At 74.9% G+C, this 26,504-nt stretch carries 21 protein-coding genes and 3 pseudogenes; 11 read left to right on the top strand and 13 right to left on the bottom strand.

The window, feature by feature from the left end; all coding sequences use genetic code 11:
• Nucleotides 1-5: 5 nt before the first annotated feature.
• Both MF406_RS12735 and MF406_RS12730 read right to left on the bottom strand, forming a co-directional pair.
• Entirely contained in the window at nucleotides 6-833 is an 828-nt protein-coding gene (locus tag MF406_RS12735) for an ABC transporter permease (protein WP_242894297.1), read from the bottom strand.
• Nucleotides 830-1,957, bottom strand: a complete 1,128-nt coding sequence (locus MF406_RS12730; protein ID WP_242894294.1) for an ATP-binding cassette domain-containing protein — start codon at nucleotides 1,955-1,957, stop codon at nucleotides 830-832. The genes MF406_RS12735 and MF406_RS12730 overlap by 4 nt, the downstream gene beginning before the upstream one ends.
• Before the next feature lie 495 nt (nucleotides 1,958-2,452).
• Between MF406_RS12730 and MF406_RS12725 the strand changes: the two genes are divergently transcribed.
• Nucleotides 2,453-2,701, top strand: coding sequence for a type II toxin-antitoxin system Phd/YefM family antitoxin (locus MF406_RS12725; RefSeq protein WP_242894293.1), 249 nt, complete (start codon nucleotides 2,453-2,455; stop codon nucleotides 2,699-2,701).
• A gap of 121 nt (nucleotides 2,702-2,822) precedes the next feature.
• On the opposite strand, the gene MF406_RS12720 is transcribed toward MF406_RS12725, so the two are convergent.
• The 7 genes and pseudogenes from MF406_RS12720 to MF406_RS18740 form a co-directional block, all read right to left on the bottom strand.
• Nucleotides 2,823-4,745 carry a GAF domain-containing sensor histidine kinase gene (locus MF406_RS12720; protein WP_242894290.1) on the bottom strand — a complete coding sequence of 641 codons (1,923 nt, stop codon included), beginning with the start codon at nucleotides 4,743-4,745 and terminating at the stop codon, nucleotides 2,823-2,825.
• Complete coding sequence (locus tag MF406_RS12715; RefSeq protein ID WP_242894288.1) at nucleotides 4,746-6,821, bottom strand: amino acid ABC transporter ATP-binding/permease protein; 2,076 nt, start codon at nucleotides 6,819-6,821, stop codon at nucleotides 4,746-4,748.
• Nucleotides 6,818-8,626 (bottom strand): thiol reductant ABC exporter subunit CydD, encoded by a 1,809-nt coding sequence (cydD, locus tag MF406_RS12710; protein WP_242894285.1) that lies wholly within the window; start codon nucleotides 8,624-8,626, stop codon nucleotides 6,818-6,820. Before cydD ends, MF406_RS12715 begins: the two co-directional genes overlap by 4 nt.
• A 4-nt stretch (nucleotides 8,627-8,630) precedes the next feature.
• Nucleotides 8,631-9,833 carry a cytochrome d ubiquinol oxidase subunit II gene (gene cydB / locus MF406_RS12705; protein ID WP_242894282.1) on the bottom strand — a complete coding sequence of 401 codons (1,203 nt, stop codon included), beginning with the start codon at nucleotides 9,831-9,833 and terminating at the stop codon, nucleotides 8,631-8,633.
• 214 nt (nucleotides 9,834-10,047) lie between these two features.
• A pseudogene (locus tag MF406_RS18750) lies at nucleotides 10,048-10,875 on the bottom strand (cytochrome ubiquinol oxidase subunit I); the annotation flags it as partial.
• 91 nt (nucleotides 10,876-10,966) lie between these two features.
• Nucleotides 10,967-11,209, bottom strand: a pseudogene (locus tag MF406_RS18745) (cytochrome ubiquinol oxidase subunit I); the annotation flags it as partial.
• A 103-nt stretch (nucleotides 11,210-11,312) separates the two neighbouring features.
• Nucleotides 11,313-11,405 (bottom strand): annotated as a pseudogene (locus tag MF406_RS18740) (cytochrome ubiquinol oxidase subunit I); the annotation flags it as partial.
• A gap of 1,158 nt (nucleotides 11,406-12,563) precedes the next feature.
• On the opposite strand from MF406_RS18740, the gene MF406_RS12695 reads away from it, so the two are divergent.
• Nucleotides 12,564-15,758: an Rne/Rng family ribonuclease gene (locus MF406_RS12695; RefSeq protein ID WP_371744488.1), complete on the top strand. Its 3,195-nt coding sequence runs from the start codon at nucleotides 12,564-12,566 to the stop codon at nucleotides 15,756-15,758.
• A gap of 337 nt (nucleotides 15,759-16,095) precedes the next feature.
• On the opposite strand, the gene MF406_RS12690 is transcribed toward MF406_RS12695, so the two are convergent.
• Together MF406_RS12690 and MF406_RS12685 are read right to left on the bottom strand one after the other, a co-directional pair.
• Nucleotides 16,096-16,410: a hypothetical protein gene (locus MF406_RS12690; protein ID WP_242894281.1), complete on the bottom strand. Its 315-nt coding sequence runs from the start codon at nucleotides 16,408-16,410 to the stop codon at nucleotides 16,096-16,098.
• A gap of 2 nt (nucleotides 16,411-16,412) precedes the next feature.
• Nucleotides 16,413-17,033, bottom strand: coding sequence for a hypothetical protein (locus MF406_RS12685; RefSeq protein WP_242894278.1), 621 nt, complete (start codon nucleotides 17,031-17,033; stop codon nucleotides 16,413-16,415).
• A gap of 259 nt (nucleotides 17,034-17,292) precedes the next feature.
• Here MF406_RS12685 and MF406_RS12680 point away from each other — a divergent pair, with 259 nt between their 5' ends.
• From MF406_RS12680 to MF406_RS12670, 3 genes are read left to right on the top strand one after another with little or no spacing between them, the layout of a single operon-like run.
• Nucleotides 17,293-18,690 carry an extracellular solute-binding protein gene (locus MF406_RS12680; protein ID WP_242894276.1) on the top strand — a complete coding sequence of 466 codons (1,398 nt, stop codon included), beginning with the start codon at nucleotides 17,293-17,295 and terminating at the stop codon, nucleotides 18,688-18,690.
• Nucleotides 18,662-19,744, top strand: coding sequence for a carbohydrate ABC transporter permease (locus MF406_RS12675; protein ID WP_371744487.1), 1,083 nt, complete (start codon nucleotides 18,662-18,664; stop codon nucleotides 19,742-19,744). The genes MF406_RS12680 and MF406_RS12675 overlap by 29 nt, the downstream gene beginning before the upstream one ends.
• Nucleotides 19,741-20,556 (top strand): carbohydrate ABC transporter permease, encoded by an 816-nt coding sequence (locus MF406_RS12670; RefSeq protein ID WP_242894274.1) that lies wholly within the window; start codon nucleotides 19,741-19,743, stop codon nucleotides 20,554-20,556. The genes MF406_RS12675 and MF406_RS12670 overlap by 4 nt, the downstream gene beginning before the upstream one ends.
• Before the next feature lie 221 nt (nucleotides 20,557-20,777).
• On the opposite strand, the gene MF406_RS12665 is transcribed toward MF406_RS12670, so the two are convergent.
• The gene (locus tag MF406_RS12665; RefSeq protein WP_242894272.1) at nucleotides 20,778-21,203 is read right to left on the bottom strand and encodes an organic hydroperoxide resistance protein; all 426 of its coding nucleotides are present in this window, start codon (nucleotides 21,201-21,203) and stop codon (nucleotides 20,778-20,780) included.
• Nucleotides 21,204-21,467: 264 nt separating this feature from the next.
• On the opposite strand from MF406_RS12665, the gene MF406_RS12660 reads away from it, so the two are divergent.
• The 3 genes from MF406_RS12660 (at nucleotide 21,468) to MF406_RS12650 (ending at nucleotide 23,277) form a co-directional block, all read left to right on the top strand.
• On the top strand, nucleotides 21,468-22,034 hold the full coding sequence (locus MF406_RS12660) for a MarR family winged helix-turn-helix transcriptional regulator (RefSeq protein ID WP_242894269.1): 567 nt from the start codon (nucleotides 21,468-21,470) through the stop codon (nucleotides 22,032-22,034).
• Nucleotides 22,035-22,072: 38 nt separating this feature from the next.
• Nucleotides 22,073-22,555, top strand: coding sequence for a glutathione peroxidase (locus tag MF406_RS12655; RefSeq protein ID WP_242894266.1), 483 nt, complete (start codon nucleotides 22,073-22,075; stop codon nucleotides 22,553-22,555).
• A 65-nt stretch (nucleotides 22,556-22,620) separates the two neighbouring features.
• Nucleotides 22,621-23,277: an SDR family oxidoreductase gene (locus MF406_RS12650; protein WP_242894263.1), complete on the top strand. Its 657-nt coding sequence runs from the start codon at nucleotides 22,621-22,623 to the stop codon at nucleotides 23,275-23,277.
• A gap of 112 nt (nucleotides 23,278-23,389) precedes the next feature.
• On the opposite strand, the gene MF406_RS12645 is transcribed toward MF406_RS12650, so the two are convergent.
• On the bottom strand, nucleotides 23,390-23,842 hold the full coding sequence (locus MF406_RS12645) for a hypothetical protein (protein WP_242894260.1): 453 nt from the start codon (nucleotides 23,840-23,842) through the stop codon (nucleotides 23,390-23,392).
• Between the two features lie 342 nt (nucleotides 23,843-24,184).
• Between MF406_RS12645 and rplU the strand changes: the two genes are divergently transcribed.
• The 3 genes from rplU to obgE all read left to right on the top strand — a co-directional run bounded on the left by rplU (nucleotide 24,185) and on the right by obgE (nucleotide 26,417).
• A complete protein-coding gene (gene rplU, locus MF406_RS12640) occupies nucleotides 24,185-24,490 on the top strand; it encodes a 50S ribosomal protein L21 (RefSeq protein WP_242897781.1) in 306 nt (101 codons plus the stop codon).
• 48 nt (nucleotides 24,491-24,538) lie between these two features.
• Complete coding sequence (gene rpmA, locus MF406_RS12635) at nucleotides 24,539-24,796, top strand: 50S ribosomal protein L27 (protein ID WP_242894257.1); 258 nt, start codon at nucleotides 24,539-24,541, stop codon at nucleotides 24,794-24,796.
• A gap of 97 nt (nucleotides 24,797-24,893) precedes the next feature.
• Entirely contained in the window at nucleotides 24,894-26,417 is a 1,524-nt protein-coding gene (gene obgE / locus MF406_RS12630; protein WP_242894254.1) for a GTPase ObgE, read from the top strand.
• Nucleotides 26,418-26,504 lie beyond the last annotated feature (87 nt).

Genomic DNA, 26,504 nt, shown 5'->3' with positions numbered 1-26,504 from the left:
CGGGGTCAGGACCGGTTGCGGTAGATCCGCATCGTGATCGGCGCGAACACCGCCGTCATGGCCGCGGCCGCGACCAGCACCCAGGCGACGTCGGCGAACGTGGCCGTCCCACCCATCAGCCCCCGGACCGCCGTGACCAGGTAGGACACCGGGTTGATGTCCACCCACGCCCGGAGCACCGAGGGCATCGTCTCCGGCGCGACGAAGATGTTCGACGCGAAGGTCAGCGGCATGAGCACGAGCATCGAGACGCCCATGACCGCGTTCGGCGTGCGCATGAGCAGCCCGAGGATGGTGAACACCCAGCTCAGGGCGAACGCGAAGACGAGCAGCAGGAGCACGGCCAGCACGACGCCGACCACCCCGCCCGCCGGCCGGAACCCGAGCACCAGGCCCAGCCCGATCGTGATGGCCGAGGCGATGGTGTAGCGCACCGTGTCCCCGATGAGCGCCCCGACGATTGGCGCCGGCCGCCAGATCGGCAGCGACCGGAATCTGTCGAAGACGCCCTTGGTGATGTCCGTGTTCAGGGTGAACCCCGTGTACACGGTGACGATCAGGACCGTCTGCACGAGGATCCCCGGCAGCAGGAACTGCAGGTACGTGCGCGCGTCCCCGGCGATCGCCCCGCCGAACAGGTAGGTGAACATCAGGGTGAAGATCACCGGGGTGAACGTGATGTCCATCAGCTGCTCGGGCACGTGCTTGATCTTCAGCAGCGCCCGGCGGGCGAAGGTCAGCGTCGCACCGACCGGCGTGGAGCGCTCGGGCCGCTCCGGGACGGCGATGGCCGCCCGCAGCGCCGTGTTCTCACCGATGTCCAGGGTCCTCATCGGGCCTCCTCCCGCTCGTAGCTGGCTGCCGCCTCCTCGCTGCCCGACGGCGGCGCGGCACCGCCGCCCGACGTCCTCGCCCCGGCGGGACCCGCCGACGTCGCCCCGGCGGGACCCGCCGTGCTCGCCCCGCCGCGGCCCGCCGTCGTCCCGTCCGCCGTCACGCCGTCCCCGGCCTCGGCCGGCTTGCCGGTGAGGGCGAGGAACACCTCGTCCAGGCTGGGCTGGCCGAGGCTGAACTCCGGCACCGCGATGCCGGCGGCCTGCAGGGCGGGCAGCACCTGCGCGGCCGCCGGCTCGTTCGACTCCGGCACCTGGGCGTCCAGGGAGGTGGCGTCCGCGCCGAGCGTGACGCTGCCGCCGAGGACCTCCCCGGCGATCCGCGCGGCCTCGGCCCGCTGGGCGGGGTCGGCCAGGCGCAGGTTCACCGTGCCCGAGCCGACGGAGGCCTTCAGCTGCGGGGCGGTGCCCTCGGCGATGACCTTGCCGTGGTCGACGACGGCGATCCGGTCGGCGAGCTGGTCGGCCTCGTCGAGGTACTGGGTGGTCAGGAGCACGGTGGCGCCCTCGTGGACCAGCAGGCGCACGATGTCCCACACCTGGTTGCGGCTGCGCGGGTCCAGGCCGGTGGTGGGCTCGTCGAGGAAGAGGACCCGGGGGCTCATCACCAGGGAGGCGGCGAGGTCGATGCGCCGGCGCATGCCCCCCGAGTAGGTCTTGACCTGCTTGCCGGCGGCGTCGCTGAGGTCGAACGCGGCGAGCAGGTCCGCCGCGCGCCGCCGGGCGGCCGCCGCGCCGAACCCGTAGAGCCGCGCCAGGATCTCCAGGTTCTCGGTGCCGGTCAGGTCCTCGTCGACCGAGGCGTACTGGCCCGTCAGGCCCACGTTCGTGCGCACGGCGTCCGGCTCGCCGAGGATGTCGTGGCCGAGCACCCGGGCGGTGCCGGCGTCGGGGCGCAGCAGGGTGGCGAGCATGCGCACTACCGTGGTCTTGCCCGCCCCGTTGGGGCCGAGGAGGCCGTGGACGGTGCCGGCCGGCACGGCCAGGTCGACGCCGTCGACCGCCTTGGTCTCTCCGAAGTGCTTGACGAGGCCGACGGCCTCCACGGCGAGGTCTGCGGGCATGGGCTGATTCTCCAGGTGTCGGTCCGCGAGGGCGTTCTGTCGCGGGCGGGGGCAGCGGGCAGCGGCAGCGGGACTGGCAGCGGGCAGCGTGACTGGCGGGTAGCGGGCAGCGTGGCCGGAGAAACGTACCGTTTGCGGAGCGGTGCTGGACAGCGAATTTCGCTGACGGCAGCAAGGGGCGGCCGCACCTGGCCGGCGGCCGCTGGTCATGCAGTTTCCGACGGCGTCCATCCGGTCCAGTCGAGCATCGTGTCCTGTGCGAACAGGCAGGCAGACGAGCCCCTTCCGCGCAGCCGCTCGCGGACTGCATCAGATTGAACTCCTGCATTATCGGACACCCCTGACGGCGTTATGCGAGTCTCTGCGCCGCTCGCCGCAACAGAGACACCAACGAGCATGCGTGTGGCACGGCCTGTCAGGGATGCAGAGCCGCTCTCCACCTACTGAATGTCACCGCCCACCGGCACAATGATGGCGTCCACGTGGAGGTGCGGAATGTCCGTCACGGCGAGCCAGGCCCGCAAGAACCTGCTCGGCCTGATCGAGCAGGTGAACGACTATCGCATCGCCGTCGAGATCGTCTCCCGGCGCGGGAACGTGGTCCTCGTGCCCGCGGACGAGTACGCCGCCTGGCAGGAGACGGCCCACCTGTTCCGCTCGCCGGCGAACGCGCGCCGGCTGCTGGACGCCCACGAGCGCGCCTGCGCGGGCCGGGTCGAGCACCACGACCTGGACCGCGGCTGAGCCTGGCCCGAGACGGATTGGCTCGGCTGGGCCACGTCGGACGCACCTCCCGGTCCGCGATCGGCCGACCTCCCCGCCGTGCCCGTGCGCGCGGGCACCCCCGCCCAGCAGCGCCCCCCGCTCAGCTGAGCGGCACCTGCCAGCTCAGCAGACTGCCCTGGCCCCGCTCGTTGGTGCCCACCGAGAACGTGCCGCCGTGGCGCCGGGCGCGGGCGGCGAGGTTGGCGAGCCCGGACCGGCGGGTGACGGCCGGGTCCACCCCGACGCCGTCGTCCTCTACGTCCACCACCACCCGGCCGGTGGGCCCGTTCCCGAGCACGCTGACCCGCACCTGCACCGAGGCGGCCCGGGCGTGCCGGGCGGCGTTGGACAGGCCCTCCCGGACGACGGCCACGACGTCGTCGGCGACGTCCGCCCCGACCCGGTCGTCGACGGCCTGGACCAGCGCCGCCTGCGCGGCGTCGTCGGCGAGCACCTCCCCGTCGACGTCGATGACCAGGGAGGGGGCGTAGCCCAAACTGGTCCGGGCCAGGGAGGCCTCCCGGCGCAGCCGCTCGACCAGGACGACGGCGGTGTCCGGCTCCCGGAGGGAGTGCACGATGGAGCGGATCTGCCGCACCGACTCGTCCACGCTGGACAGGGACTGCTCGAGCAGCCCGGCCAGGCCCGCCTCGCCCTTGCTGGCGAGCTCGGCCCGGGCGGACTCGAGCTGCATGCCGGTGGCGAAGAGCTGCTGGATCGCCAGGTCGTGCAGGTCCCGGCCGATGCGGGCCCGCTCGTCCAGCAGGGCGGCGACGTCCTGGGCGTGGCGGGCGGCGGCGAGCTCGAGGGCCAGGGCCGCCTGCCGGGCGACCGACTCGGCCATCGCCAGGTCGCCGGGCCCGAACTCCGGCCGGCCCACCCGGCGGAGCAGGATGAGCACGCCCGTCCCCTCCCCGCGGAGCATCATCGGGGCGTACAGCGCCGGCCCGAACTGGGCCAGCTCCTTCAGCCGCAGCGTCCGCAGCCGGGTGAGGGAGTCCACGATGAGGCCGGTGCCCTCCCGCAGCACCGTCCGCGCCCGGCCGTCGGGGGGGAACACCAGGCCGATGAGCTCCGCGGCGCGGTAGCCGTCGGCGATCTCGCACGCCCAGGCGTCCCCGACCGAGGGCAGCACGATCAGCGCGGTGTCGGCCTCGGCCACCTCCCGCACCCGGGCGGCGATCATCGCCAGCGCCTCCTCCTCCTCGGTGCCCTCGAGGAGGGTGGTGGTGATGTCCTGACTGGCCGAGATCCACCGCTCCCGGTTGCGGGCCTCGGCGTACAGGCGCCCGTTCTCGATGGCGACGGCGGCCGCCTGGGCCAGGGCCATCATGTCCTCGGCGTCGGCAGCGGTGAACCCGCCGGGCTTCTCGGCGAGGTAGAGGCGCCCGAACACCTGGTCGGCGACCCGGACCGGGACCCCGAGGAAGGAGTGCATCGGCGGGTGGCCCGGGGGGAAGCCGCCGAAGTCCGGGTGCTTGGTCAGGTCCTCAAGGATGAGCGGGCCGTCGATGGGGATCGCGCCGAGCACCCCCCTCCCGCGCGGCGGGTGCCCCAGGACCCGCTGCTCCTCCTCGGTGACGCCGACCTGGACGAACGTCGTCGTCTCGCCGCGGCTGTCCAGCACGCCGAGCGCCGCGTACCGCGCCCCGGTCAGCCGGGCCGCCCGCTCGACGAACTGCTGCATCGCGGTCGGCAGGTCCAGCTCGGAGGTGAGCTGGAGCGCCGCGGCGAGGAGCGAGGAGGTATCGGCGGAGAGGGTCTGGCGGCCCGCCGGTGCGCCGTCGTCGGGCTGGCCGACGGCGGCCGCCCGGGTGGCGGTGCCCGGCTGGGCGCCGTCAGGCTGGGTGGGGCCAGGAGCGTGAGCGACGTCGCCGGAGCGGCCGACGGCGGCCGACTCCCGGGTGTCCGGGGGGCGGGCGGTGCCCTGGTGAGCGGGGCCGGCCGGCGCTCCCGAGAGATGCGCGGGGCAGCCGGCGGTGCCGGCATCGCCCCCGCCGGCCGGCTGGGGGTGGTGGGACATTCAGCGTGCTTCCTGCTCGGCGGCCCAGCGGTAGACGGGCACGGTCGCCAGCAGCTCGGCGTGCGTGCCCCTGGCCAGCACGGTAGCCCCTCCGGCGTCCGCGCCGTCGCCGTCGCCCCGGCCGAGCAGGATCACCTCGTCGGCGGCGGCGAGGGCGCTGAGCCGGTGGGTGACGAGGAGCGTGCCGACGTCGGGACCGGCGCGGAGCAGGTCGGCCACCAGGTGGTCGGCGGTCGCCGGGTCGAGGTGCTCCGCCGGCTCGTCCAGCAGCAGCAACGGGGCCGGGCTGGCCAGCGCGCGGGCGAGGAGCAGGCGACGGCGCTCGCCGCCGGAGATGGTGGCCCCGTCCGGCCCGAGCAGGGTGTCCAGGCCCGCCGGCAGCCCGGCCAGCCAGGCGCCGAGCCCGACGCGGCGCAGCAGCGCCTCGCCCTCGGCGGCGGAGACGTCGCCGCGGGCCACCCGCAGGTTCTCCAGCACGGTGGTGCCGAAGACGTGGGCGTCCTCGGCGGTGAGCACCACCGCGCCGCCGGCCACCGGCCCCGCCGCCTCGAGCGGGACGCCGTCGACCCCAACCGTGCCCGCGCGCGGGGGCAGGAGGCCGGCGAGGGTGAGCAGCAGCGTGGTCTTGCCGATCCCGCTCGGGCCGACGACGGCGACGGCGCGGCCGGGCACCAGGTCCAGGTCGATGCCGTGGGCGACCGTCGGGCCGCCGGGCCAGCCCACCGCCAGGCCGCGCGCGGCCAGGTGCGGACCGCCAGCCACGCCGCGGCCGCCGCCGTCGCCGTCGTCGGCGGGGACGGCGCGCGGGGTGGAGCCACCGTCGGTAGGGGTGCCCGGGGCTGGGCGCCCGTCGGCGGGGGAGACGGCCACCGGCGCAGGGCCGCCGTCGGTAGGGGTGCCCGGGGCTAGGCCGCCGTCGGCGGGGGAGATGGCCACCGGCGCAGGGCCGCCGTCGGCGGGAGCGGCCGACGCGGCGGCACTACCGCCGGCGGCGTCCAGCAGGTCCATGATCCGCCGGGCCGCCGCCGCGGACCGGACGAGCTGGGTGGCCGCCGGACCCAGCATGGCGGTGCCCTCGAACGCGGCGAGCGGGGTCAGCACGATGACCGCGAGCTCGACCGGGGACAGCGCGCCGGCGGTCGTGGCGGGCACGCCGAGCACCAGGGCGCCGAGCACCGCCAGCCCCATGGCCAGGGTGTCGACACCGGCGGCCAGGGCCGCCGGCCGGGCGGCCCGGTCCTTGGCCCGGGCCAGGTCCCCCTCCGCCCGGCGCAGGTGGCCCAGCACCTGGGGCACCCGGCCGGCCACGGTGAGCTCGGCGGCGCCGTCGAGGATCGTCATCGCGGTGGCCGCGACCTCCCCGCGCGCGGTCAGCCGCGCCTGCTCGGCCAGCCGCGCCGAGCGCATGCTCAGCCACGGCCCGACGACCCCGGCCAGCAGCAGGCACGCGGCGAGCACGGCGCCGGCGGCCGGGTGCAGCCAGGTCACCAGGCCGACGGTGCCCACGCCGACCACAGCGGCGACCGCCGCCGGCAGCACGGCGCGGACGACGACGTCGCCCACCGCGTCCACGTCGGCGCCGGTGCGGGCGAGGAGGTCGCCGCGGCGCAGGCCGGCGACGGCGTCGGCGCGGCCGGCGGCGAGGATGAGGTAGAGCCGCTCCCGAAGCGCCGCCATGCCGCGCAGGGCGAGGTCGTGGGAGGCCAGCCGCTCGAGGTAGCGCAGCAGCGCCCGGGAGATGCCGAAGGTGCGCACGGCCACTGCGGCGACCGAGAGCTCCAGCACCGGCGGCATCTGGGACGCGCGGGCGATCAGCCATGCCGAGGTGGCGGTGAGCCCGACGGCGCTGGCCAGCCCGGCGCTGCCGGCCAGGACCGCCCACAGCAGGCGGAGCCGGTCCAGGTCGAGCAGCGCGACGGCGCGGCGCAGGGCGTGCCGCTCGGCGGTGGGCAGCAGGCCGCGCGCCCACCGGCGCTTCGGCCGGGGCTCGGTGTCCGGGGCCGGGGCCGGCCTCGGCGTCGCCGGCCCGGGGCCGGTCCCGCCGGCCGCCGGCGCGGGGGCGAGCGGGGCGGTCACGAGGCCACCCCGGTGCGCTGCGGGGCACCCACGGGACTGCCCCCAGGCTGCGGGACCCCCACAGGGCCGCCCTCGTGCTGCGGGGGATTCCCGCGGCCGTCCCCGTGCTGCGGGGCGTCCCCGGGGCCGTCCCCGTGCTTCCGAGCGCTGGCGGTGACCTCGACGACGTCGTCGGCGGCCGCCACCAGGGCGGCCCGGTGGGCGATGACCAGCACCGTGCGGCCCTGCCGGCGCAGCGCGGCGACGGTGTCCAGCACGGCGCGCTCGGCGGCCGCGTCGAGGTGCGCGGTGGGCTCGTCCAGCACGACGAGCTGCTCGGTGCCCAGCAGCGCGGCGGTCAGGGCCAGGCGCTGGCGCTGCCCGAGCGAGAGGCCCACGCCGCCCTGGCCCACCGGCGTGTCCCACCCGGCGGGCAGCCCGGCGAGGACGTCGGCGAGGCCGGTGGCCCGGGCGGCGGCGTCCGCGGCCGCGGTGACGTTGGCGTCGGCCGAGCCGAGGACGGCCGACCTCACGGTGCCCGGCACCAGCACCGGGCGCTGCGGAACCCAGGCGACCTGGGCGTGCCAGCCGGCCGGGTCGACGTCGGCCAGGTCCAGGCCGCCACCCAGCCCGGCCGGCTCCAGCCGCACGGTGCCGGCGTCCGGGCGCAGCAGCCCCAGGACCACCGCGGCCGCCGTCGTCTTGCCCGCCCCGGACGGGCCGACCAGGGCGATCACCCGGCCCGGGCGCAGCCGGGCGCTGAGCCGGTCCGGGGCGCGGACGTCCCGGCCCGGCGCGGCGACGGTGACCGCGTCGAGGACGACGTCGGTGCGGCGCAGGTCCGGCGCCGCCACCCGCCCGGGCGGCGGGGGAGCGGTGGCCAGCACCGCGAAGGCCTCGTCGGCGGCGGCCACGCCGTCGGCGGAGGCGTGGAACTGGGCGCCGACCTCCCGCAGCGGCCGGTACACCTCGGGGGCGAGCATGAGCAGCGCCAGCGCGGTGGTGAGGTCCACCTGGCCGTAGACCAGCCGCATCCCCACCGTCACCGCAACCAGCGCCACCGACAGCGACGCGAGGAGCTCCAGCACCGCCCCGGAGAGGAAGGCGACCTTCAGCGTCCCCATCGTGGTGCGCCGGTAGGCCTCGCCGAGGGCCCGCACCCGGGCGCCCGGGCCGTGCTCGCGACCCAGCGCCTTCAGCGTGCTCAGCCCGGCCAGCAGGTCGAGGAGCTGGGCGCCGAGGCGCTCCATGGTGGCCAGCTTCGCCGCCGCGAACTGCTGGGTGAGCACCCCGATCAGCCACATGAAGACCGGCACGAGCGGGAGGGTCACCGCGAGGATCGCCGCCGAGGCGAGGTCGAGGCGGAGGACGACGGCGAGCGTGGCCGGGGTGACCGTGGCGGCCAGCAGCAGCTGGGGCAGGTAGCGGACGAAGTACGGCTCGAGGTCGTCCAGGCCACGGGTGACCAGCGTCCCGACCGCCGCGCCGTGCCCGGCGCCGAGCCAGCGCGGGCCGAGCGCGACCGCCCGGGCCAGCACCTGGGCGCGCAGGTCGGCGATCACGTCCCGGGCGGCCCGGTGGGCCACCGACTCCTGCACCACCAGCACGACCACCCGCGCGGCCAGCACCAGGGCCAGCCACCCCACCAGGGGCCGGACCTGCGCCCAGCCGGCGTCGCCGTCGACCACCGGCGCGAGGGCGTGAGCGATGAGCAGGACCTGGGCGATCACCAGCGCCGCGGTGAGGAACCCGGTCACCGCGGTGCCGGCGACGTAGCGCCGGGCGGCGCGGGCGTGCCGCAGCAGCCGGGGGTCGAGGGGCTTCACCGGCTCAGTCTGCCCCGCCCGGGTCCGCGCCGTCGCCGGCCGCCGCCCGGCCACCGGCCGCGCCGGTGCCGGCCGCGCGGCCGTCGACCGTGGCGCCCCGGCCGTCACCGCCGCCCGCGACGCCGCCCGCGCCGTCACCGCGGCCCGCGCCGTCGCCCGCCGCGCCGACGAACGCCGGCGCCTTCGGGTCCAGCCCCGCGTCGCCGCCGGCCGGGTCGGCGACCAGGCGCTTGCGGAACACCCAGTACGTCCAGCCCTGGTAGGCCAGCACCACCGGCACGAAGAGCAGCGCGACCACGCTCATCACGGTCAGCGTCGCCGTCGTGGAGGACGCCTCGGTGACGGTCAGGGACCACGCCGGGTCCAGCGAGGACGGCATGACGTCCGGGAACATGCTGCCGAAGATGAGCACGACGGCGGCCACGATCGCCACCGCGTTGAGCGCGAACGCCCAGCCCTCGCGCCGCTCGCGGGTGGCGACGACGACCCCGACCAGGGCGCCGGCGGCCACCACCACCGCGGCCCAGGTCCAGGCCCGCTCGGCGAACGCGACCTGCGCCCACACCGCCCAGGTGCCGGCGACGGCGAGACTGAGCACCGACAGCCGCTGCGCCAGCACGCCGGCGCGGTGGCGGATCTCCCCGTCGGTCTTCAGGGCCAGGAAGACCGCGCCGTGGGTCAGGAAGACGGTCGCGGTCATCGCCCCGCCGAGCAGGGTGAAGGGGGTCAGCAGCGAGAAGAGCCCGCCGACGAGCCTGGTGGCTGCCGTCCACCACCTCGATCTCCATGCCCTGGACCAGGTTGGCGAAGGCCACCCCCACAGCACCGCCGGCACCCAGGCGCCGAAGGTGTGCGCCCAGTCCCACCGGTCCCGCCAGGTCTGGTCGTTGATCTTCGCCCGCCACTCGATGGCGCAGATCCGCACGATCAGCGCCAGCAGGATGACCAGCAGCGGCAGGTAGAAGCCGGAGAACATGGTCGCGTACCACTCCGGGAACGCGGCGAAGGTGGCGCCGCCGGCGGTGATCAGCCACACCTCGTTGCCGTCCCAGACCGGGCCGATGCTGCGCAGCATGACCCGGCGCTCCTGCTCGTCGCGGGCCAGCGGGCGCAGCAGCATGCCGACGCCGAAGCCGAAGCCCTCGAGCACGAGGTAGCCGGTCCACAGCACGGCGATGAGCAGGAACCACAGGGTGGGCAGGTCCATGGGGAGGCTCTCCAGGTCTCGGGACGGCGCGGCGGGCGGCTCGGGGGTCAGTAGGCGAAGGACAGCACCGGCTCGGCGGTCTCGGCCTTGCTGGCCGACGGCGGCCGGCCGCCGTCGCCGTCGTCCTCGCCGGCGTCGTCGGGCAGCGGCTCGACCCCTGGCGCACGTAGCGGCGGACCAGCCGGAACCAGACCACCCCCAGCGCGGCGTACAGCAGGGTGAAGGTGACCAGGGAGGTGATCACCGACCCGGCGTCGACCACCGTGGACACCCCGTCCTGGGTGAGCAGGTACACCTGGTCGACCGGGCTGGCGGGGTTGGGGTGGACCACCCAGGGCTGGCGGCCCATCTCGGTGAAGATCCAGCCGAAGGAGGCCCCGAGGAACGGCAGCGGCAGGACCGCCAGGCTGAGCCGGCCGAACCAGGGCCGGCCGGTGACCCGGCCGCCGCGGAGCAGCCACAGCCCGGCCGCGGCGAGCACCAGGGAGAGCATCCCCAGGCCGATCATCAGCCGGAACGTCCAGTAGGTGACGGCGAGGTTGGGCGAGTAGTCCACGTCGGTGCCGAACTGGTCGGCGTAGCGCTCGGTGTACTCCTCCTGGACGTCGTTCACCCCCGGCAGGTAGGCTCTCCGGGCCGCTGAACGAGCCGGTGCCGAGGTAGGACGTCAGCCCGGGGATCTGGATGAGGTGGCGCACGCTGGAGCAGTCCCCGGTGAGGTCCCCGACGGTCAGCAGGGAGAAGCCGGCGGACTCTCGCCCTCGCACAGGGCCTCCGCGGCGGACATCTTCGCCGGCTGCTGGACGTACATGAGCTTGCCCTGCACGTCGCCGCTGATCGCGACGCCGGCCCCGGCGATCACCATGGTGACCAGCCCCACGTAGGCCCCGGCCCGCCAGACCGTGCGGGCCTCCCGCTCCCGGCCCGCGCGGACCGAGCGCACCAGCCACCAGCCGGACACGCCGGCGACGAACGTCCCGCCGACGAGGAAGGCGGAGGTGACCGTGTGGGCGTAGGCGGCGAGCAGGGTGTTGTTGGTCATCACCTCCAGGAAGCCGCCGACGCCGTCCGGGCTCGGCCCGGCCGGTCTCGGGGTTGAACACGGCGCCGACCGGGTGCTGCATCCAGGAGTTCGCCGCGAGGATCCAGTACGCGGACAGGTTGGTGCCGATCGCCACCAGCCAGATGCAGGCCGTGTGCAGCCACCGCGGCAGCCGGCCCTCGCCGAAGATCCACAGGCCCAGGAAGGTGGACTCCAGGAAGAAGGCGGCCAGGGCCTCGATGGCGAGCGGGGCGCCGAAGATGTCCCCGACGAAGCGGGAGTACTCCGACCAGTTCATCCCGAACTGGAACTCCTGGACGATGCCGGTGGCCACGCCGAGGGCGAAGTTGATCAGCAGGATCTTGCCGAAGAGCCTTGGTCAGCCGGTGCCAGCGCTCGTTGCCGGTGCGCACCCAGGCGGTCTGCATGATCGCCACCAGGGGCGACAGCCCGATGGTCAGCGGGACGAGGACGAAGTGGTAGACGGTCGTGATGCCGAACTGCCACCGGGCCAGGTCGAGGGTCTCCATGGTCGCCCTTCGGGACGTGCTGGTGCCGCGGGCGGGCCGCGGCTGGTGCTCCGTCCAACGTAGGAGCCGGTCGGCGCGGGCCCCGGGACCAACGTCCCGGGAGATGACACGCCGTCAGGACCGGCCGGGGCGGGGCTCCCCGCGCCTACGCCGCGTGCCCTCCCGCCCGGGCGGCCGCCCTGTGCGATACTTCTCTATGGCTGGAGAGCGCTCCACACCCCGCTCTTCGGTCCGACGATGTCGCGACCACCCAGGCACGGGCCCACCTCGCGCCGCCTCGCCACCCGGGCGAGCGCGCTGCAGCAGGGGGCCGTCCGCCGCGGTGACGCCGAGCCCCTGGCCGGCGCGTCGCCCGTCCGTCGGCGCGCCGGTGCACCTGCCCGGCACGTACCCACTGGACTTTCCGTCCGCGGCGCGGCCGCGGACGACGACCTGCCTGCGGGCGCCGAGGGGTGTGGACGGCGTCCCGGGTGGAGGGGTTCACCCCATGAGCGAGCAGAACGAAGACGTCACGAACGCAGCGGACGTCACCGGCGCGGGAGCGCCGGCGCCGAGCACGGCTGACGGCGGCACCGACGCCGCGGGCACGGCCGCCGCGCCCAAGCGCCGGCCCCGCCGGGCGACCAGCCGGACCACGGCCCCCGAGGCCGCGGCGACGGCGCCCGCCGCCGAGGCCGAGGGCGGCGAGGCGGCCGCCGCAGCCCCCGCTGGCAAGGCCCCCGCGCGGCGCACCCCGCGCAAGCGCGCCACCACCGCCACGACCGAGGCCGCCCCGGCAGCCGCCGCCGAGGGCGCCGAGGCCGCCGCCGACGCCGCGCCCCGTCCGTCGGGCCGACCCCGGACACGGCCGCCACCGGCGAGGCCGACCCCGGGGCCGACGACGCCGCGCCCAAGGCGCGCGCCCGCCGCAGCCCGGCCCGCACGACCAGGTCCAGGGCCAAGGCGGCCGCACCCGAGACGCCCGAGGTCTCCGAGGCGCCGGCCGCGCCGGCACCGGCCGCGGAGCCGGACCAGGATGCTGCCGAGCCGATCACGGCAGCCGCGCCGGACGAGGCCGCCGCCGAGGCGCAGCCGACGAAGCCGCGCGCCCGGCGGCGGGCGACCAGCGCCGGGACCACGAAGCGCTCTTCGCGGGCCGCCGCCGAGGAGCTGGCCGCCGTGCCGGCCGACCAGCCAGCGTCCGCCGAGACCGGTGACCAGGCGCCGCCCGCCGACCAGGCAGCGCCCGCCGATGCCGGCGACCAGGCAGCGTCCGCCGACGGTGTCGGCCAGGCGCCGCCCGCGCCGACCACCGACCAGGCCGCCCCCGACCAGGCCGCCGGCAGCACCGCCGGCCCGGACACCGCCGGCCCCACCCGCCCGGCCCGCCGCAGCCGCCGGGCGACCTCCGCCCCCCGCACCCCCGAGCAGCGGCTCGACGTCCTCGCCGAGCTCGGCCTCGCCCAGCCCTCCGCCGCACCGACGCCCCCGACCAGCGTCGACGACGCCGAGGAGGAGGCCGAGGCCACCGCCGCCCAGGACGACACCGCGACCGGCGCGGCGCCCGTGGACACCGGTGACGACGACGCCGCCGTCGCCACCCCGCCCGCCGACACCACCGCCGCGACGGACCCCGACGCCGCCACCGCCGCCAGCCCCGCCGCCACCTTGGACGAGGAGGGCGAGGGCCCTCGACTACCCGCCGCCGCGCTGCTGTTCCAGGCGCCCGACCTGTCCCAGGCCCGCCCGCGCCGCCGGCGCGCCACCGCCCCGGCCGGTGCCCCGGCCGCCGACGCCCGCGCCGAGGCGCCCACCACCGAGGCGCCCACCGAGGCCCCCGCGCCAGGAGGGGAGCCGGCCGACCAGGCCGAGCCGGCGGGCACCGAGGCGGAGGACACGGGCGAGGAGCAGACCGCCGCCCGGCGCCGTCGTCGCCGGGGCGGTCGCGGCCGGCGCAACCGCAGCGCCGAGGACGAGACCACCGCGGAGGCGACCGGCGCCGAGCCCGCCGACAAGGCCGAGACGGAGCCGGCCCACGCGCAGGCCGTCGTGACCGAACCCGCGTCCGCCCCGGCCGGCGGCGCCGAGCCGGTCACCGAGCGAGAGCCCGCGGAGCAGGACGACGGCGAGGAGGGCGGCGGGTCCCGCCGCCGGCGGCGCCGTCGCCGGTCCGGCCGGTCCGAGACCGAGGGCGCCCGCAGCCTGAGCGACGAGGTGACGGCCCTGAAGGGCTCCACCCGGCTGGAGGCCAAGCGCCAGCGCCGCCGGGAGGGCCGCGAGGCCGGCCGCCGTCGGCCCACGATCAGCGAGGCCGAGTTCCTCGCCCGCCGCGAGTCCGTGACCCGCACCATGGTGGTGCGGGAGAAGGAGGGCCTCAACCAGATCGCCGTGCTCGAGGACAACATCCTCGTCGAGCACTACGTCGCCCGGCACACCCAGTCCTCCATGGTCGGCAACGTCTACCTCGGGCGCGTGCAGAACGTGCTGCCGAGCATGGAGGCGGCGTTCGTCGACCTGGGCAAGGGCCGCAACGCCGTCCTCTACGCCGGCGAGGTCAACTGGGACGCCGCCGGCCTGGAGGGGCAGCCGCGCCGCATCGAGCAGGCGCTGAAGTCCGGCGACACCGTCCTGGTCCAGGTCACCAAGGACCCGATCGGGCACAAGGGCGCCCGGCTCACCTCCCAGATCACCCTGGCCGGGCGGCACCTCGTGCTCGTCCCGTCCGGGGCGATGACCGGTATCTCCCGCAAGCTGCCGGACACCGAGCGGGCCCGGCTGAAGAAGCTGCTCAAGGAGATCGTGCCCGACGGCGCCGGCGTCATCGTCCGCACCGCCGCCGAGGGCGCCTCGGAGGAACAGCTCCGGGCCGACGTCGACCGGCTGGTGCGGCAGTGGGCCGACATCGAGGCCAAGGCCAAGGCCGCCAAGAGCGCCCCCGTCCTCCTCCGCGGCGAGCCCGAGCTCGCCGTGCGGGTGGTGCGGGACGTGTTCAACGAGGACTTCGAGTCCCTCGTGGTCGCCGGGGACACCGCCTGGGAGACCATCTCCGCGTACGTCGCGGACCTCTCCCCGGACCTAGCCGACCGGCTGCACCACTGGACCGCCGAGCAGGACGTCTTCGCCGCGTACCGGGTGGACGAGCAGCTCGCCAAGGCGATGGACCGCAAGGTCTGGCTGCCCTCCGGCGGCTCCCTGGTCATCGACCGGACCGAGGCGATGACGGTCATCGACGTCAACACCGGCAAGTTCACCGGCTCCGGCGGCACGCTGGAGGAGACCGTCACCCGGAACAACCTCGAGGCCGCGGAGGAGATCGTCCGCCAGCTCCGGCTCCGGGACATCGGCGGCATCATCGTCATCGACTTCATCGACATGGTCCTGGAGTCCAACCGCGAGCTCGTCATGCGGCGGCTGCTGGAGTGCCTGGGCCGGGACCGCACCCGCCACCAGGTGGCCGAGGTGACCTCCCTCGGCCTGGTCCAGATGACCCGCAAGCGGGTCGGGCAGGGCCTGGTCGAGGCCTTCTCCACCCCCTGCGAGCACTGCAACGGCCGCGGGTTCATCGTCCACGACCACCCGGTGGAGCGGACCAACGGCGCGGGCGGCGGGCCGTCCGGGAACGGGGCCCGGGACGACGGCGGGTCGCGGCGCCGCGGCCGGCGCACCCCGCCGCCGGCCGAGGCGGCGCCCGAGCCCCGGCCCGCACCGGACGGAGGACCCGGCGGCCCAGGCCGCGCGGGAGGCTGTCAAGGCCACCCTGGCGACCATCGCCGCCGCGGCGGCCAGCGCCCACAGCGAGCATGCCGAGGGCGGCGGACCCGACGCCGAGCCGGCGCCGGCCACGCCGCAGAGCCCCGACGGCGCCGCCGAGGAGGCAGCGGCGCCGGCCGGGGAGCCGGTCCTCGTCTCCGCCGACGCCGACGCGCAGGCGCCGGAGACGCAGCCGGCCCGCGAGCCGGTCGAGGCCGGGCCGCGCGAGCCGGTCGGTGGGCCGCCCGCGGCGGTCGAGGCCGCGCCACGGGAGGCCGGACAGCCGGCCGAGACGCCGGCAGCCACGGAGGCAGCCCCGGCTGCCGCGCCGGCCCGCCGCCCGCGGCGGAGCCGCCGGGCGATGTCCACCGGCGTGGTGACGCCGGGGCAGACCTCTATCGTCACGGTGGACGCGGGGGAGCGGGAGTAGCAGCCCAGCCCGGCGGCTCGCGCGGCCCTCGCCCCTCGCGGCAGGCCCCGGCCGCGTGCCCCGGGCCACTCCAGACGACAGATCCGGCCCGACGGCGCACCCCCGCCGTCGGGCCGGCATCGCCACCCCCTACGACAACCTTCTCGCCGCCCTTCGACGGGCCTGAGCGCGGGGGCAGGTCAAGTGCGCCCTAACGCCGAGAACTCGCCCCTCGACCTCACCCGCATAGGCTGCTCAGTGCGTTTTCGTGCGGTGGCATCGGCGTCGCTCGTCGTGCTGTCGTTGCCTGTATTCCTCGCTGATCGCCGTGGCGGTCATGGAGTACCACGACGAAGCCGGGAAGGCGGCCCCCGGCCAGCTCGGATCCGAACGCTGCATGTACTTCGCGATCGTGATCGTGACCCCGGGAGCCCGTTGCATTTTTGGCATGCTCTTGATGAGCGCCACTAAAGATGGACCCAAGGAGGCGTTCAGACGCTACATGTTGTGGGACGCAGCCGCCGCCGTCGGTGCTGTTGTTCAGGTCGATCGTCACTCGTCGGGCAACTGGCCCGCCAGCCTGATTAGCACCACATTCTCGGCGTCATATCGGAACTCGACTCCCAGGACGTACTCCCGGCCTCCGCCGTTCGTCTCCGCCCACGCGACGACCTCGTGGACGCTGCGCGCCCCGGTGACACGCCACTCCTCCGTGAAGAGCCCACGCGCATCGTCGGGGACATCGTCCTCTCTGGGCCAGGAGTCAGGCCAGGTCGTGGACCAGAAGTCGACACGGTAAACCGGATCGTCCACCTCTGTGTTGACGTACCGAGGGTCGACCATCTCCGCGTGCAGGGCCCGGCTCATGGTCAGATCGTCTTGAAGACGGTGACGGTATCCGAGCCCACCGTTGAGTCCCCTCCGGGGTGCTTGAAGTACCAGGTGCCGGTCGACCGCCAAAACCCTGTGCCACGACCGCCATTCCCCCCGACCTCGGGTAGGTAGAACGTCACGGCGCTGCCATTCACGATCACCCGCTGCCACTGATCGCTGCTCGCCCGCTGGACGAAGTTGACGTTGGTGTTGTTCGGGGAGGATGACCTTGCGAACTGCAACAGGCCTTGCACCCGCACGTTGACCGAGCTCAGGCCTGAGCCCGTGCAGGTGATCCGAATCTTCGAGACAGCACCACCGGCCCCACGGGAGAGATGTGCGTACTCGACGCTTCCTTTGCAGACGACCCTGTAGCCTGTAGCGTCGAGCGCGACGCCGCCATCGAGCAGATCGCCGCTCGCGGTCGCGGGTACGGCGCCGGTTTTGCCTAGCAGCGGCGCATCGGTGATGTGGAGCGAGGGCGAGGACCGCCGGTCTATGTCATCCGGTGCGGCGGCTGTGGCTGGCGACGACGTCAAGACCATCACCAGCGCGAGGACGACACCGAAGAGGACGATCACAACCGACCGTGTGCGCAGCGCGAAAGACTGAACCACGATGTTCTCCTTCGATAGGAGCGAACTGTGAGCGCAACGTAGCATGCCTGCTGCAGCGTGACTGTCGAACGTTGTTCCGGGACGTTTGGCGTTCGTCGTCGAGCACAAGTGCCACCTGGCCGACTATCTGGCACATCGGTGAGGTGTCCAACCCTCTGCCTGCCTCTGGCCTGGCGCGCGGCGCGCCGCGGCGGCGCGCGGCCGGCCGCGACCACCGCCCTGCAGCACAATGAGGACCACTGCAGACAGGAGACCCAGCATGAGAACCCCAGTGCGTCCCGCACGCGGTGCCGCGGCGGCGCTGGCCGCCGCGGCCGCCGTCGTCCTCGCCGCCTGCACGCCCGGCTCGCAGGGCGGCGGCCAGAACGGCGCCCAGGACGGCGACGGCGGAACGACGTCGGAACCCACCGAGGTGGTCACCGACATCTCCGACGCCCCCGAGCAGACCCTCGTGGTGTGGGACCAGGAGGTCCGCGGTGGGCAGAACGAGCAGATGGAGCGGCTCAACGCCGCCTTCATGGAGCGCTACCCGAACATCACCATCGAGCGGAAGACCCAGTCCAACGATGACCTCGGCGCCACCCTGCGCCTGGCGCTGACCGGCAACGACGCCCCGGACGTGACCCAGGCCAACAACGCCCGGGCGCAGATGGGGCAGTTCGTCGCCGCCGGCCAGCTGCGGTCGCTGGACCCCTACGCGGAGGCGTACGGCTGGACCGATCGCTTCCCGGAGAGCGTGCGCCAGTACGCCAGCTACAGCGAGGACGGGGCCACCTTCGGCGAGGGGTCGCTCTACGGGCTGCCGCAGGTCGGCGAGGTCGTCGGGATCTACTACTCCAAGCCCAAGCTGGCCGAGCTCGGCCTGCAGGTCCCGGAGACCTGGGCCGAGCTCGAGGAGCAGCTCCCGACGATCAAGGCTGCCGGCGAGACGCCGCTGCTCCTGGGCAACCTCGACCAGTGGCCGGCGCTGCACGTCTTCGGCCCGGTCCAGGGCGCCTACGTCGACGCCGACGAGATCCGCACCCTCGGCTTCGGCAACCCCGGGGCGAGCTGGGACACCGACATCAACCAGCAGGCGGCCGCCGTCCTGCAGGACTGGGCCACCGCCGGCTACTTCAACGAGGGGTTCAACGGCGCCGACTACGACGCCGTGTGGCAGTCCTTCACCGAGGGCGCCGGGGTCTACCTCATCGCCGGCTCCTGGCTCGCCGCCGACATCGGCGACGCCATGGGCGAGGAGGTCGGGTTCTTCGCCCCGCCGCCGACCGAGGCCGGCCAGGGCCCGGTCACCACCGGCGGCACCGGGATCCCCTTCGCCATCACCTCCCAGGCCGAGGACCCCGACGTCGCCGCGGCCTACCTCGACTTCATCACCTCCCCGGACGCCATGGGGGTGCTCGCCGAGACGGGGAACCTGCCGGTCGTGGACACCGCGGAGCACGCGCCCGACGGCGGCCTGCTCGCCGAGGTGTTCACCGCCTACGCCGAGGTGACCGAGGACGGCGAGCTCCTGCCGTACCTCGACTACGCCACCCCGACGATGGGCGACACGCTCGGCCAGGCCCTCCAGCAGCTGATGGCCGGGGAGATCACGCCGCAGCAGCTCACCGAGCAGGTCGAGGCGGACTATGCCGGCTTCGTCGCCAGCGGGTCCTGAGCCCGGTCCGGCGGCCGGGCAGCAGGATGCACCTGCGGCCAGGGCCGGCCGACGGCGGGACGCACCCGCGGACGCGACCGGCCGACGGCGGGACGCACCCGAGAACGCGACCGGCCGCCGTCGGGGCCCATCGAGGGACGCGACCGGCCGTCGTCGGGACGTCACCGCCGGCGGCACCGCCCGACGGCGGCTCGGCCGGTACGGGCTGACGCCCTACGCCTTCCTCGCCCCGGCCTTCGTCGTCTACGCAGCCTTCCTGCTCTACCCGCTCGGCCGGGCGGTCCAGATCTCCCTGTACGACTGGGACGGGCTGACCCTGGCGACCTTCGTCGGGCTGGCGAACTACGCCGAGGTGCTGACCGACCCCCAGCTGCGCGCGGCGTTCGGGCACGCCCTGGTCCTCATCTTCTTCTTCGCCGTCCTGCCGCTCGGGATCGGCCTGGTGCTCGCCGCGCTGCTCACCCGGGCCAAGGTGCGCGGCCTGGGGTTCTTCCGCACCGTCATCTTCCTTCCCCAGGTCATCGCGATGGTCGTCGTCGCCGTCGCCTGGCGGCAGATCTACGCCCCCGAGGGCTACCTCAACACGTTCCTGCGCGCCGTCGGGCTGGACTCCGTCACCCGGGCCTGGCTGGGCGACTTCACCTGGACGCTGCCCGCCGTCGGCCTCATCGGCACCTGGGTCTCCACCGGCCTGGTCACCGTGCTGCTGATGGCCGGCATGTCCCGCATCCCGGGCGAGCTCTACGAGGCGGCCGCGCTCGACGGCGCCGGCCCGGTACGGTCCTTCCGGGCGATCACCGTCCCGGCCGTGCGGGCGGAGATCGTCGTCGCCCTCACCATGACCGTCATCGCCGCGCTGAAGACCTTCGACCTGGTCTACGTCACCACCTCCGGCGGGCCGGGCACGACCACGAGCGTGCCGAGCTTCGAGGTCTACCGCCGGGCGTTCCAGCTCGGCGACGTCGGCTCGGCGGCCACCGTCGCCGTCGTGCTGACCGTCCTGATCTTCCTGCTCAACCTGGCCGTCAACCGCGTCGGGGAGCGGCAGCGGTGAGGGTCTCGGCGACCGAGCGGGCCGCGAACTACCTGATCCTCGTCCTCTTCGCCCTGGTGGCGCTCGGCCCGGTGCTCGCCATCGTCGTCACCGCGCTGGCGCCGGAGACCGCCGCGGACGCCGCCGCCGGCGGGCTGCACTGGGAGAACTTCGCCCGCGCCTGGGACGAGGGCCACTTCGCGCAGTACCTGCGCAACTCCGTGCTCGTCGCCCTGATCGTGGTCAGCGCCTCGACGGTGCTGTCCGTCATGGCCGGGTACGCCTTCGGGGCGTTCGAGTTCCCCGGCTCCCAGGTGCTGTTCTACATCTTCCTGCTCGGCATCATGGTGCCGACCGAGGCGATCGTCGTCCCGCTGTTCTTCGACCTGCAGATCCTCGGCCTGACCAACACGGTCTGGGGGATCGCGCTGCCGCAGGTGGCGCAGTCGGTCGCGTTCGGCACGTTCTGGATGCGGGCGTACTTCCGCGGCGCGAACCGCTCGCTGATCGAGGCGGCGCGGCTCGACGGCGCCGGCCACCACCGGGTGCTCTGGCAGGTCCTGGTCCCGGTGGCGCGGCCGGCGATCGTGACCCTGGTGCTGCTGGTCTTCATGTGGACGTGGAACGAGTTCCTCATCCCGCTGGTCATGTCCCCCAACGGCGAGCTGCGCACCGCCCCGCTCGGCCTCGCCCTCTTCCAGGGCCAGTACGTCCAGGGCACGACCCTGCTCGCCGCCGGCGCGGTCATCGTCGCGCTGCCGGTGGTGGTGCTCTACCTCTTCCTCCAGCGCCACTTCATCCAGGGGCTGCTCGAGGGGGCGGTGCGGGAGTAGGGGCCGAGGGCCGACGGCCGCTGCGGCCGCCGGGCGGCGCCGGCGCGGGCGGGCAGCGTCGGCCGCGACGGCGCCCCGCGCGGGCGGCGCCAGCCGGGGGCGGACGCGGCACTGGTGTCGACCGGCGCGGGCCCGGGCAGCGCCGACGCTGGCCGACGGCGCGGCGCCGGGCCCGTGCAGGCGGGGCAGCGTCGCCGCGACGCGCCCGGCACTGACCGGTCCTAGTCCTCGACGACCGAGAGCTTGACCTCGATGTTGCCGCGGGTCGCGTTGGAGTACGGGCACACCTGGTGCGCGGCCTCGGCGAGCTCCTGGGCCTGCTCGTGCGGGACGCCGGGCATCGTGACCTCGAGCTCGACGGCGAGCTCGAACCCGCCCTGGCCGTTCGGCCCGATCTGCACGCGGGCGCCCACCGAGCTGTCGGTGACCTTGACCTTCTGGGCCCGGGCGACGCCCTGGAGGGCGGAGTGGAAGCAGGCGGCGTACCCGGCGGCGAAGAGCTCCTCGGGGTTGGCCCCGTCGCCGGAGCCACCCATCCCCTTCGGGACCGCCAGGTCCAGGTCGACCCGTCCGTCCGTGCTGCGCACGTGGCCGTCGCGGCCGGCGCCGGTGGACAGGGCCTCTGTGGTGTACAGGGGGTCGTTCACGGTGGTTCCTCTCGATCGCGCGCCCCCAGGAGGAGGCGCTCTGCGGTGGCCGGCCCTGCACCACGGCATCGCGTGATCAGCCGGGCGTGGGCCGGTCCGGTGCGGAAGGCGCACGTCCTTGTGGTACTTGCGGCCCCTTCCCGGCGCGAGAAGGGGCCGCAAGTACCACAAGGACGTGCTCGACCGGCGGCGGCATGGCGCCGGCCGCCGGGCTTCCGTCCGGAAAGTCTTGCACGCGTGCTTCTTGTATGCAAGAGTTATGGCGTGAGCGGCGAGGAGCGAGACGAACGGCTGAGCGAGGCGGTCTGCCTCGCGCTGTACTCGGCCATGAACGCGACCCTGCAGCTGTACCGGGACCTGCTCGCGCCGTGGGGCCTGACCTACCAGCAGCTCATGGTGCTCGCGGTGCTGTGGGAGCACGAGGAGGCGACCCCCGGGCGGATCGCCGAGACCCTCATGCTGGATTCCAGCAGCGTCGCGGGCCTGCTGAACCGGCTGGAGCGGGCCGGCCTCGTCTCCCGGGAGGTCGACCCGGACGACCGTCGCCGGGTCCGCGTCCGCGCGACCCCCGACAGCCAAGAGGTCAGAGGCCAGCTCGGGTGGCTCGAGGACTGCCTGACCCAGGCGATGGACCTCGACCCGGGCGCGGCGCACGAGCTCGTCGCCCGGCTGAGCGGGCTGCGCGAGACGGTGTCCACCTTCCCCCGGCCCGCGGCACCGTCGGAGCCGCTACCCGCGTCGCCGTCGCGGTCGACATCGACTTCGAAGCCAGTGCCCGCGTCGCCGTCGGCGTCCCGGCCCGCGCCGTCGACGGCGGCCCGACCCGTCTGAGCACACCGCCGTCGGCGGACGAACCGAGAGGAAGTCGCATGGACCTGAGCAGCATCGAGGTCACCACGCTCCGCGGGGAGCGAACCACGTTCGGGGAGCTGGCCGACGGGCGGGTGGCGCTCATCGTCAACGTCGCCTCCCGCTGCGGGCTCGCCCCGCAGTACGAGCAGCTCGAGGACCTGCAGCGCACCTACGGCGACGCGGGCTTCACCGTCCTCGGCTTCCCCAGCAACCAGTTCCTCCAGGAGCTCGGCGACGCCGACGCGATCGCCGAGTACTGCTCGGCCACCTGGGGCGTGACGTTCCCGATGGCGGAGAAGGTCCGGGTCAACGGCAGTCACGCGCACCCGCTCTACCGCGAGCTCACCAAGACCCCGGACGGCGAGGGCAAGGCCGGCCGGGTGACCTGGAACTTCGAGAAGTTCCTCGTCCACCCGGACGGACGCGTCAAGCGCTTCCGGCCGCGGGTCCGCCCGGACGCCCCCGAGATCACCCGCACCATCGAGGAGTGGACGGCCTGACCGTGCGGTCCTGGGGCCGGCGGTCCTCACGGTGCGGCACGGATGCGCGCGGGTAAGGTCGAAGGATGCGCATCGTCATCGCCGGGGCCCATGGCCAGGTCGCCCGTCACCTCGGCCGCCAGCTCGCCAGTCGGGGTGATGAGGTCATCGGCCTCGTCCGCAACCCCGCCCACGTCCCCGACCTGGAGGCCGACGGCGTCCGTCCGGTGGTCTACGACCTCGAGCGCGGGACCGCCGAGGAGCTCGCCCCGCACCTCGCCGGGGCGGACGCCGTCGTCTTCGCGGCCGGCGCCGGCCCGGGCAGCGGCGCGGCCCGGAAGGACACGGTCGACCGGGCCGGCGCCGTGCAGCTCGCCGACGCGGCCGAGCGCGCCGGGGTCCGCCGCTACGTGATGGTCTCCTCCATGGGCGCCGACACCGGCGGGGCCGGGGTCGACGACGAGGTCTTCGCCGCCTACCTCGACGCCAAGAAGGCTGCCGACGAGGACCTGATGGCCCGGGACCTGGACTGGACGATCATCCGGCCCGGCGGCCTGACCGACGAGCCGGGCACCGGTTCGGTGACCCTGGGCCGCGAGGTGGGCCGGGGGTCGATCCCCCGCGAGGACGTCGCGCGGGTCATCTGCGCCGCCCTGGACGACCCGGCCACCGCCGGCCTCGTGGTGGAGGCCATCAGCGGGGACGAGCGGATCGCGGTGGCACTGGCAGACCTGACCGACTGAGCCGCAGCCGGAGCGACCGGACGGCACGCGGAGCGCGGAGCGACCGAGCAGATCGGCGACCAGCGGCCCCCGGAGCATCCGGGCGGCACCCGGAGGGCACGCCCCTTGGCCGTCACCGCAGCCGCTCCCGCGCCCGCAGGTTCCGCCAGGCCTGCTGCACCCGGACCTCGATCTCCAGCAGCGAGCAGGCCATCTCGCCGGGGTGCACGAACCGCCCGTCGATGAGCCACGCCAGCAGGTCCTCGACGACCACCAGCTGGGCCTGCCGCTGGGCTGGTGCCGGCATCAGCCACGCCGGGTCGACGAAGCCGGCCAGCATGGCCACCAGCGCCTCCGGCCCGGTGACCCGGCTGACGGCCCCGGCCGGCTCGAGCTGGCGCTCGGCCTCGACGAGCAGCAGCTCATCGTCGGTGAGCCAGCTGTCGCCCTCGGTGTCCAGGTAGACCTCCAGGTGCGCGCGCACCTGGGCGGCACGCGCCCGGCGGGCGGGATGGCGCAGGGCCGGCGACTCGGCGAAGTACGCCGCGAGCACCTGTGCGCCGGAGAGCGGAACCGTGGTGTCCATGGCCGAAGGCTCCCACCGGCCACCGACATCGCCACGGGCCCAGCTCTCGCCGCGGCAGGAAGGGGTCGGGTCCCGACCCCGGGTCCCGACCCGGCGCCAGGACCGGCGGGGCGCCCAGGCCGGGGGACCGGCGGCCGTCGCGCCGCCGCTGTGCCCGATCCCACACCGGGGCCGGCCACCGGGCCGGCCCCGGCCGTTTGCCGCCGGCACGGGCGCCGCGTACTCTTGAGCGTCGGTGCGCCGCTCGGGCGCGCCGGTTTCCGGGAGAATGTCTCACCCCGCCGGGGCCGCGGTGCCCCCGGGCGTGCAGGCACCACCGACACGACAGAGATGAGCAGCAACGTGGTGTACGCGATCGTCAAGGCCGGCGGCCGGCAGGAGAAGGTGTCCGTCGGCGACGTCGTCGTCGTGGACCGGCTGAGCGGCGAGACCGGCAAGACCGTCCAGCTCGAGCCGATCATGCTCGTCGACGGCGAGAAGGTCACCACCGGTGCCGCCGTCGCGAACGTGACGGTCACGGCCGAGATCGTCCGGGACGAGAAGGGCCCGAAGATCTCGATCATGAAGTTCAAGAACAAGACCGGCTACCGCAAGCGCATGGGTCACCGCAGCAAGCTGACCCGCCTGAAGGTCACCGGCATCAGCTGAGCGCGCGGCCAGCGCAAGCTCCTCCTCACGAACGAAAGCAGGTCTGAGATGGCACACAAGAAGGGCGCCAGCTCCTCCCGGAACGGCCGCGACTCCAACGCCCAGCGCCTCGGCGTGAAGCGCTTCGGCGGCCAGGTCGTCAAGGCCGGCGAGATCATCGTCCGCCAGCGCGGCACCCACTTCCACCCCGGCGAGAACGTCGGCCGGGGCAAGGACGACACCCTGTTCGCGCTCGAGGCCGGGGCCGTCGCCTTCGGCACCCGCCGCGGCCGCAAGGTGGTCAACGTGGTGCTCGCCCAGGCCTGAGCACAACCGACACCAGGGGCGGACGGCGCTGGCCGTCCGCCCCTGCTGCATCCCGGGGCACCCCGCCCAACCGACCCGCGCCGAGGAGAGGAGAACCATGGCCAGCTTCGTGGACCGCGTCGTCCTCCACGTCGCCGCCGGCGACGGCGGCAACGGCTGCGTCTCCATCCGGCGGGAGAAGTTCAAGCCGCTCGCCGGCCCGGACGGCGCCAACGGCGGCAGGGGCGGCGACGTCGTCCTCGAGGTCGATCCCGGCACCACAACGCTGCTGAGCTACCACCACGCCCCGCACCGGCGGGCCACCTCCGGCACCCCGGGCGCGGGGGACCTGCGCGCCGGGCGGAACGGGGCGGACCTGGTCCTGCCCGTGCCGGACGGCACCGTGGTCAAGGCACCGGACGGCACCGTCCTGGCCGACCTCGTCGGCGCCGGCACCCGGTACGTCGCCGCGGCCGGCGGGCACGGCGGGCTCGGCAACGCCGCCCTCGCCTCCCCCCGCCGCAAGGCCCCCGGGTTCGCCCTGCTGGGCGAGGAGGGGGAGCGGGCCGACCTGGTCCTGGAGCTGAAGTCGGTGGCCGACGTCGCACTCGTCGGCTTCCCCAGCGCCGGCAAGTCCTCCCTGGTCGCGGCGATGTCCGCCGCCCGGCCCAAGATCGCCGACTACCCCTTCACCACCCTGGTGCCCAACCTCGGCGTGGTGCAGGCCGGCGACCAGCGCTACACCGTCGCCGATGTCCCCGGACTCATCCCCGGCGCCTCCACCGGCAAGGGCCTCGGGCTGGAGTTCCTCCGGCACATCGAGCGCTGCGCGGTCATCGTCCACGTGCTGGACTGCGCCACCCTCGAGCCGAACCGCGACCCGCTCAGCGACCTGGACGTCATCGAGGCCGAGCTCGCCGCCTATGCCGCTGACCTGGACATCGCCGGCGGCCGGGTGCCGCTGATGGACCGCCCCCGCGTCGTGGTGCTCAACAAGGTCGACGTCCCCGAGGCCCGCGACCTCGCCGCGCTGGTCCGCCCCGACCTGGAGCAGCGGGGCCTGCCCGTCTTCGAGGTCTCGACGGCGAGCCACGAGGGGCTCCGGCCGCTGTCCTTCGCCCTCGCCGAGATCGTCACCGCCGCCAGGGCCGCCGCGCCGGAGCCCGCCCCGGCCCGCACCATCCTGAGGCCCACCCCGGTGGACGACGCCGGCTTCACCGTCATCCCCGTCGCCGGGCCGGACGGCACCTTCTACCAGGTCCGCGGGGCGAAGCCGGAGCGCTGGGTGCGCCAGACCGACTTCAGCAACGACGAGGCGGTCGGGTACCTCGCCGACCGGCTGGCCCGGCTCGGGGTGGAGGAGGAGCTCTACCGCGCCGGCGCGCACGCGGGGGACACCGTCGTCATCGGCCCGGCCGACGGCGGGGTGGTCTTCGACTGGGAGCCGACCCTGAGCACCGGGGCCGAGCTGCTCGGCCCCCGCGGGTCCGACCGGCGCCTGGAGGAGGCCGCTCGGCCCTCCCGGGCGGAGAAGCGCCGCGGCTACCACGACCTCATGGACGCCAAGGCCGCCGCCCGCGAGGAGCTGTGGACCGAGCGGGAGAGCGGGGTCTGGACGGACCCGGAGGACGACCGCGCGTAGCGTGCCGCGCCGGCCGCCGTCCGGCCGACCGCCGTATGTGCCGACGGCGGCCCTCGCCACCTGTCGTCTGCCGACGGCGCCCCCGCC

It is taken from the genome of Georgenia sp. TF02-10 (assembly GCF_022759505.1).
Lineage (GTDB): Bacteria > Actinomycetota > Actinomycetes > Actinomycetales > Actinomycetaceae > TF02-10.
The sequence above is the reverse complement of the archived record's forward strand: the minus strand, read 5'-3'. Positions and strand labels throughout refer to the sequence as shown.